Below are 6,174 nucleotides of genomic sequence, written 5' to 3' on the forward strand. Positions count from 1 at the left end.
GCTCACCCGGCGCGGCATCAGCGTCTGGGGCTCCCGGGTCCTCGCGGTGCGCGGGCGCAAGAGCGGCCAGTGGCGCACCACGCCGGTGAACCTGCTGACGGTGGACGGGCAGCAGTACCTGATCGCGCCGCGCGGTCATGTCCAGTGGACCCGGAACATGCGCGCGGCCGGCGGCGGCGAACTGCGGCTCGGCAGGAAGGCGGAGGCGTTCACCGCCACCGAGGTCGCCGACGACGACAAGGTCCCGCTGCTGCGGGCCTACCTCAAGCGCTGGAAGGCGGAGGTCGGGGTCTTCTTCAAGGGCGTCGGCCCCGACTCCCCGGACGCCGACCTGCGCCGGATCGCCCCCGACCACCCGGTCTTCCGCATCACCGTCACGAACTGACCGGCTCCTCCGCCGGGGCGGCCTGCCCCCGGTCCAGCGCGGTCAGGGCGCGCTGGGCGATCGGGTGGGAGCGGACGATCTCACCCAGCGAGGTCGCGCCCCGCGTGATGTCCCGGAACGCCCGCCAGGCCGGGCGGAAGCCGGTGAGGGCCGCGTGGAAGAGGCCGGGGCGCTTCTCGAACACGGTCAGCAGCCGCTTGCCGACGGCCATCTCGACGCCGAGCCCCGCCTTGATCGCGAACGCGTAGTTCAGGGCCTGGCGCCGGGTGTCCACGGCGTCGTGCGCCTCCGCGATGCGGACCGCCCACTCCCCCGCCAGCCGGCCCGAGCGCAGCGCGAAGGAGATGCCCTCGCGGGTCCACGGCTCCAGCAGGCCGGCCGCGTCCCCGCAGACCAGCACCCGGCCCCGGGACAGCGGGGAGTCGTCGGCGCGGCAGCGGGTCAGGTGCCCGGAGGAGATGGCCGGCTCGAAACCGGCGAGGCCCAGCCGGGCGATGAAGTCCTCCAAGTACCGCTTGGTGGCGGCGCCTTCGCCGCGCGCGGAGATCACACCGACCGTGAGGGTGTCGCCCTTGGGGAAGACCCAGCCGTAACTGCCCGGGATCGGGCCCCAGTCGATCAGGACCCGGCCCTTCCAGTCCTCGGCGACGGTCTCCGGCACCGGGATCTCCGCCTCCAGGCCGAGGTCGACCTGGTCGAGCTTCACCCCGACGTGGGCCCCTATCCGGCTGGCGCTGCCGTCGGCCCCGACGACCGCGCGGGCCAGCAGCGTCTCCCCGCCCTGCAGGACGACGGCGACCGTACGGCGGTCCGGCACCGCCGAGCCGTGCTGCTCGACCCGCTGCACCGTGACGCCCGTGCGCAGCTCGGCGCCCGCCTTCTGCGCGTGCTCGACCAGCTGCTGGTCGAACTCGGGCCGGTTGATCAGCCCGAACAGCATCTGCTTGGAGCGGCGCGTGCGGGAGAAGCGGCCGTTGTGCGAGAAGGTGACCGCGTGCACGCGGTCCCGGAAGGGCAGCTCGAAGCCGGGCGGCAGGGCGTCGCGCGAGGGGCCGATGATGCCGCCGCCGCATGTCTTGTAGCGGGGCAACTCGGCTTTCTCCAGCAACAGCACGCGCCGTCCCGCGACCGCCGCCGCGTAGGCGGCCGAGGCGCCCGCGGGGCCCGCGCCCACCACGACGACGTCCCACACCCGCTGCACGTCGTCCGCCGAAGAGTTCTCGCCGCTCACGATGGTCTACCGCTCCGATCAAGCCGCTGCCAAGTGTCCTTCCGCATCCTACGGCGGCCGTCCGCGCAGACCGCTGTGGGAGGATCGGTGTACTCACCCCGTACAACGTCGCACCCACGAGGAGCGTGCCCATGCCGTCGAATCCGGTCGCCGAGACCGTCGCCTCGCTGCTGCCCCGGGCGAAGGCGGAGCTGACCGAACTGGTCGCCTTCAAGTCGGTGGCGGACTTCACGCAGTTCTCGAAGAGCGAGAGCGACGCCGCCGCGGGCTGGATCGCCGACGCGCTGCGCGCCGAGGGCTTCACGGACGTGGCACTGCTGGACACCCCGGACGGCACGCAGTCCGTGTACGGCTACCTGCCGGGCCCGGAGGGTGCGAAAACGGTTCTCCTCTACGCCCACTACGACGTGCAGCCCCCGCTGGACGAGGCCGGCTGGGCCACCCCGCCGTTCGAGCTGACCGAGCGCGACGGCCGCTGGTACGGCCGCGGGACCGCCGACTGCAAGGGCGGCTTCATCATGCACCTGCTCGCCCTGCGCGCCCTCAAGGCGAACGGCGGCGTCCCGGTCCATGTCAAGGTGATCGTGGAGGGCTCGGAGGAGCAGGGCACGGGCGGCCTGGAGCGGTACGCCGAGCAGCACCCCGAGCTGCTGGCGGCGGACACGATCATCATCGGCGACGCGGGCAACTTCCGGGTCGGGCTGCCGACGGTGACCACCACGCTGCGCGGCATGACCCTGGTCCGGGTGCGGATCGACACGCTGGCCGGCAACCTGCACTCGGGCCAGTTCGGCGGTGCCGCCCCGGACGCGCTGGCCGCGCTGATCCGGGTGCTGGACTCGCTGCGCGCCGAGGACGGCTCGACCACGGTCGACGGCCTGGACGCCACCGCACGGTGGGACGGCCTGGAGTACGCGGAGGAGCAGTTCCGCACGGACGCCAAGGTGCTGGACGGCGTCGAGCTGATCGGTGACGGTTCGGTCGCGGACCGCATCTGGGCCCGCCCGGCGGTCACCGTCCTCGGCATCGACTGCCCGCCGGTCGTCGGCGCCACCCCGTCGGTGCAGTCGAGTGCCCGCGCCCTGGTCAGCCTGCGGGTGCCGCCGGGCGTGGACGCGGCGGAGGCCACCAAGCTGCTCCAGGCGCACATCGAGGCGCACACCCCGTGGGGTGCCCGGGTCACCACCGAGCAGCTCGGCCAGGGCCAGGCGTTCCGCGCCGACACCTCCAGCCCGGCCTACCAGGCGATGGCCGACGCGATGGCCGAGGCCTACCCCGGCGAGACCATGCAGTACGCCGGCCAGGGCGGCTCCATCCCGTTGTGCAACACGCTCGCCGGCCTCTACCCGCAGGCGGAGATCCTGCTCATCGGCCTGAGCGAGCCGGAGGCGCAGATCCACGCGGTCAACGAGAGCGTGTCCCCCGAGGAGCTGGAGCGGCTCTCGGTCGCCGAGGCGCTGTTCCTGCGCAACTACGCGGCGGGCTGAACCGTTCTGCCGACGGCAGAGGACCCTCGCCCGCGGGCCGGGGTCCTCCTTACGTTCGGCGCATGGACGTCATCGAACTGCTGCCCCGCCTCCACCTGTTGCGCTTCCCGGTCGGCCAGGCCTACCTCTGGCACGACCGCGACGAGCTGACCCTGATCGACGCGGGCACGATCGGCTCCGGCCGGACCATCGCCGACGCGGTCACCGCGCTGGGGCGCTCCCCCGAGGACGTACGGCGCGTCGTGCTGACCCACTTCCACGAGGACCACGCGGGCGGTGCGGGCGAGTTCGCCGCGCTGAGCGGGGCCGAGGTGCTGGCGCACCACCGGGACGCGCCGTTCGTACGCGGTGAACTGCCCGGTCCGCCGCCGCGGTTCGAGGAGTGGGAGCTGCCGGTCCACGCGGAGGCGGCCCGGCATCTGCCCCCGGGCACTCCGCTGCCGCCGCCGTCGGTCACCGAGGTGACGGACGGGGACGTCCTCGGATTCGGCGGGGGCGCACACGTCCTGCACGTCCCGGGGCACACGGACGGCAGCATCGCTCTGTTCCTGCCCGCACAGGGCGTGCTGTTCACCGGGGACACGGTGGCGGCGGCACCGGTCGACGGGACGCCGATCCCCGGGGTGTTCAACCTCGACCGGCGGCAACTCCTCGCCTCCGTGGGCCGACTCGCCGACCTCGGTGCGGAGGTGGCCTGCTTCGGCCACGGCGACCCGGTTCTGCACGGGGCGTCCGCCGCCCTGCGTGAGGTGACGGCCGCCGCCCGTTCCTGACGGCACGCCCGTCACCGGACGCGGGGACACGGGGAAGGAGAGGCGGGAGACGGCGGGTCAGCCGAGCGGTACGCCGGCCTCCAGATAGAGCGCGGTGCCTCGCTCGCGGGCGCGCAGCGCCCAGCGCAGCCGTTCGTAACGGACCGGCGGCAGCATCGCGGCGGCCTCCTCCTCGGTCGCGAACCGCCACGCGCGCAACTCCGGTCCCGGCAGCAGCACCTGGGACGCCTGGCCGGGCTCCAGCCGGCCGCCGTCGAACAGCAGCCGCAGCCCGCCGAAGCCGGGCGGTGCGGGCCGTTCCCAGTCCACGACGAGCAGCCGGGGCACCTCCTGAAGCCGTATCCCGGTCTCCTCGGCGACCTCGCGCATCCCCGCGCGGGCCGGTGCCTCGCCCCGCTCCACCACGCCGCCGGGGAACTCCCAGCCGGGCTTGTAGGTGGGGTCGACCAGCAGCACCCGGTCGTGCTCGTCGAAGAGCAGCACCCCCGCGGCGAGCGTCTCGGCGGTCGGCTCGGGGGTCTGCACGATGTCGCAGACGGGTACGGCACCGCTGCCGACGGCGTCGGCGATGCGGACGGCCGTCTCGTACGGGGTGAGGTCGCTGGTGTCGACCGGGTGCGCGTCGGCGGTGAGCCAGGAGGCGAGGGCGGCGCGGTAGGGCTCGATGTGGTCGTACGACCACTGCCGGGTGCGTATCTCGCCGTCGGGGAGGTCGGGCGGGATCTCGCGCCCCGCTATCCGCTCACGCAGGATCGTTTCGGCCGGGGCGAGGAGCAGATGGTGCACGGTGATCCGGCGGGCGGCGAGGCCGCCGAAGATCTCGTCGCGGTACTCCTGGCGGAGCAGGGTCATGGGCACCACGAGGGTGCCGCCCAGCTCGGCGAGCATCGCGGCGGCGGTGTCGACCACCAGCCGGCGCCAGATCGGCAGGTCCTGGAAGTCGCCGACCTCGGCGAGGCGCTTGGGCGGCAGCAGGTGTGCGAGCGCCCCGCCGATGACCTCGGGGTCGAAGAGCGCGCTGTTCGGGATCAGTTCGATCAGTTCGCGTGCGGTGGTGGTCTTCCCCGCACCGAACGCGCCGTTGATCCAGACGACGGTCACGGACTCCCCCTCTTCTGTTGGCCCCCTGAGGCTTGCCCGCTCCACCCTGCCACGGAAACCCTCTCCCGTTGAGGGCGCCTGTCCGCGCGCACACGGGAGTGCCGGTGCCCCCGATGGCGGGGGCACCGGCACGCACGCCGTACGCCGTCGGGTCAGTCCTGCCCGAGGGACTGCTGGGGATCGACGTTCAGACTGTCCTGGGCGACGAGCCGGCCGGCCGTGTCGAGCGTGTCGGAGACGTTGAGGTCACCGAGCGACCCGTCGTCCGCGGCGTGGGACGGGGTGACGGCGGCCACGACGAATCCGGCGGCCAGGGTGGCGATGGCGAGCATGCTGCGCTTCTTCATGCCCTGATCAACTGCCCGGAGGCCCAGGAGTCACGCGGCTCGCCGTGGTCGTGCTCCGCGGGCCGGTCGTCGGCGGTGCGAAACCTCGTGGCCGCGCCGGCCGACGGGCGGATAGGGTCCGGGAGGCCCGGTGCCACCGGGACCGTCCGACGCGACCGCACGGAAGGCGACAGCCATGCCCAGCCCCCGCCCCACCACCACGCTCTGGCGCCCGACGGGCCCCGTGGAGCTGGAGCTGGTCCGCGAGCGGGAGTGGCGGGCGTGGCCGCCCCGGCTGCCGGAGCAGCCGATCTTCTATCCGGTGCTGAACGAGGACTACGCGATCCGCATCGCCCGGGACTGGAACGTCAAGCACGACGGCGCCGGTTTCGTCACCCGCTTCGAGGTCGACAGCGCGTTCCTCGCCCGCTACCCGGTCCGGCGGGCCGGGGGCGAGACCATCCTGGAACTGTGGGTGCCCGCCGAGGAGCTGGACGAGTTCAACGCGCACATCGTCGGCCGCATCGAGGTCGTGCACGAGTTCCGCGGAGCCGCGGAGCCCGCCTGAGCGGCTGCGGGCCGGCAACCGGCCGCAGCACCCGAAGCGAACAGATCCGAACGAGCCAACTCCCTTTGGCCGCACCCTTGTTGCCCTCTTCCAACACACTCCGACACGTCCTACCGTAAACGCGCACCGATGACGCGTACATGCCGTCATCCTGGTTTCGCGAGTCGGAGGAACGTCAACGATGCGTCACCCTCACACCCGCACGACCCGCACCATCCGCCGAAGAGTGGCCGGCGCGCTCACCGCGGGCCTGCTGTGCGCGGCGGGCCTCGGCGGCCCCGCCCTGGCCGCCCCCGCCCGGAC

Annotated in this window: 7 protein-coding genes; 4 read left to right on the top strand and 3 right to left on the bottom strand. The window is 73.3% G+C overall.

Features of this window, described 5'->3' with window-relative positions:
* Window positions 1–385: nitroreductase family deazaflavin-dependent oxidoreductase (locus CCN44_RS38585; protein WP_086703525.1), on the top strand; the 385-nt coding region annotated here is incomplete at its 5' end.
* Here CCN44_RS38585 and CCN44_RS38590 read toward each other — a convergent pair.
* Window positions 375–1,616: a geranylgeranyl reductase family protein gene (locus CCN44_RS38590; protein WP_059247824.1), complete on the bottom strand. Its 1,242-nt coding sequence runs from the start codon at window positions 1,614–1,616 to the stop codon at window positions 375–377. The two genes, CCN44_RS38585 and CCN44_RS38590, sit on opposite strands and share 11 nt — an antisense overlap.
* A 131-nt stretch (window positions 1,617–1,747) precedes the next feature.
* Between CCN44_RS38590 and CCN44_RS38595 the strand changes: the two genes are divergently transcribed.
* Together CCN44_RS38595 and CCN44_RS38600 are read left to right on the top strand one after the other, a co-directional pair.
* Window positions 1,748–3,103, top strand: a complete 1,356-nt coding sequence (locus tag CCN44_RS38595; protein ID WP_086703529.1) for a dipeptidase — start codon at window positions 1,748–1,750, stop codon at window positions 3,101–3,103.
* A gap of 62 nt (window positions 3,104–3,165) precedes the next feature.
* On the top strand, window positions 3,166–3,876 hold the full coding sequence (locus tag CCN44_RS38600) for an MBL fold metallo-hydrolase (protein ID WP_059247826.1): 711 nt from the start codon (window positions 3,166–3,168) through the stop codon (window positions 3,874–3,876).
* Between the two features lie 57 nt (window positions 3,877–3,933).
* Here the strand turns inward: CCN44_RS38600 and CCN44_RS38605 are convergent, their stop codons facing one another.
* Window positions 3,934–4,977, bottom strand: a complete 1,044-nt coding sequence (locus CCN44_RS38605) for an NUDIX hydrolase (protein ID WP_086703534.1) — start codon at window positions 4,975–4,977, stop codon at window positions 3,934–3,936.
* Window positions 4,978–5,129: 152 nt separating this feature from the next.
* Complete coding sequence (locus tag CCN44_RS38610; RefSeq protein WP_189397333.1) at window positions 5,130–5,324, bottom strand: hypothetical protein; 195 nt, start codon at window positions 5,322–5,324, stop codon at window positions 5,130–5,132.
* 175 nt (window positions 5,325–5,499) lie between these two features.
* Between CCN44_RS38610 and CCN44_RS38615 the strand changes: the two genes are divergently transcribed.
* On the top strand, window positions 5,500–5,871 hold the full coding sequence (locus CCN44_RS38615) for a hypothetical protein (protein WP_086703537.1): 372 nt from the start codon (window positions 5,500–5,502) through the stop codon (window positions 5,869–5,871).
* The last annotated feature ends 303 nt before the right edge of the window (window positions 5,872–6,174 follow it).

The organism is Streptomyces tricolor (assembly GCF_002155905.1).
Taxonomy (GTDB): Bacteria; Actinomycetota; Actinomycetes; order Streptomycetales; family Streptomycetaceae; genus Streptomyces; species Streptomyces tricolor.

Bases quoted from the DNA above. Each gene is read 5' to 3' on its own strand.
- CCN44_RS38595 (WP_086703529.1), top strand. From the start codon at position 1,748: ATGCCGTCGAATCCGGTCGCCGAGACCGTCGCCTCGCTGCTGCCCCGG.
- CCN44_RS38600 (WP_059247826.1), top strand. From the start codon at position 3,166: ATGGACGTCATCGAACTGCTGCCCCGCCTCCACCTGTTGCGCTTCCCG.
- CCN44_RS38610 (WP_189397333.1), bottom strand. From the start codon at position 5,324: ATGAAGAAGCGCAGCATGCTCGCCATCGCCACCCTGGCCGCCGGATTC.
- CCN44_RS38615 (WP_086703537.1), top strand. From the start codon at position 5,500: ATGCCCAGCCCCCGCCCCACCACCACGCTCTGGCGCCCGACGGGCCCC.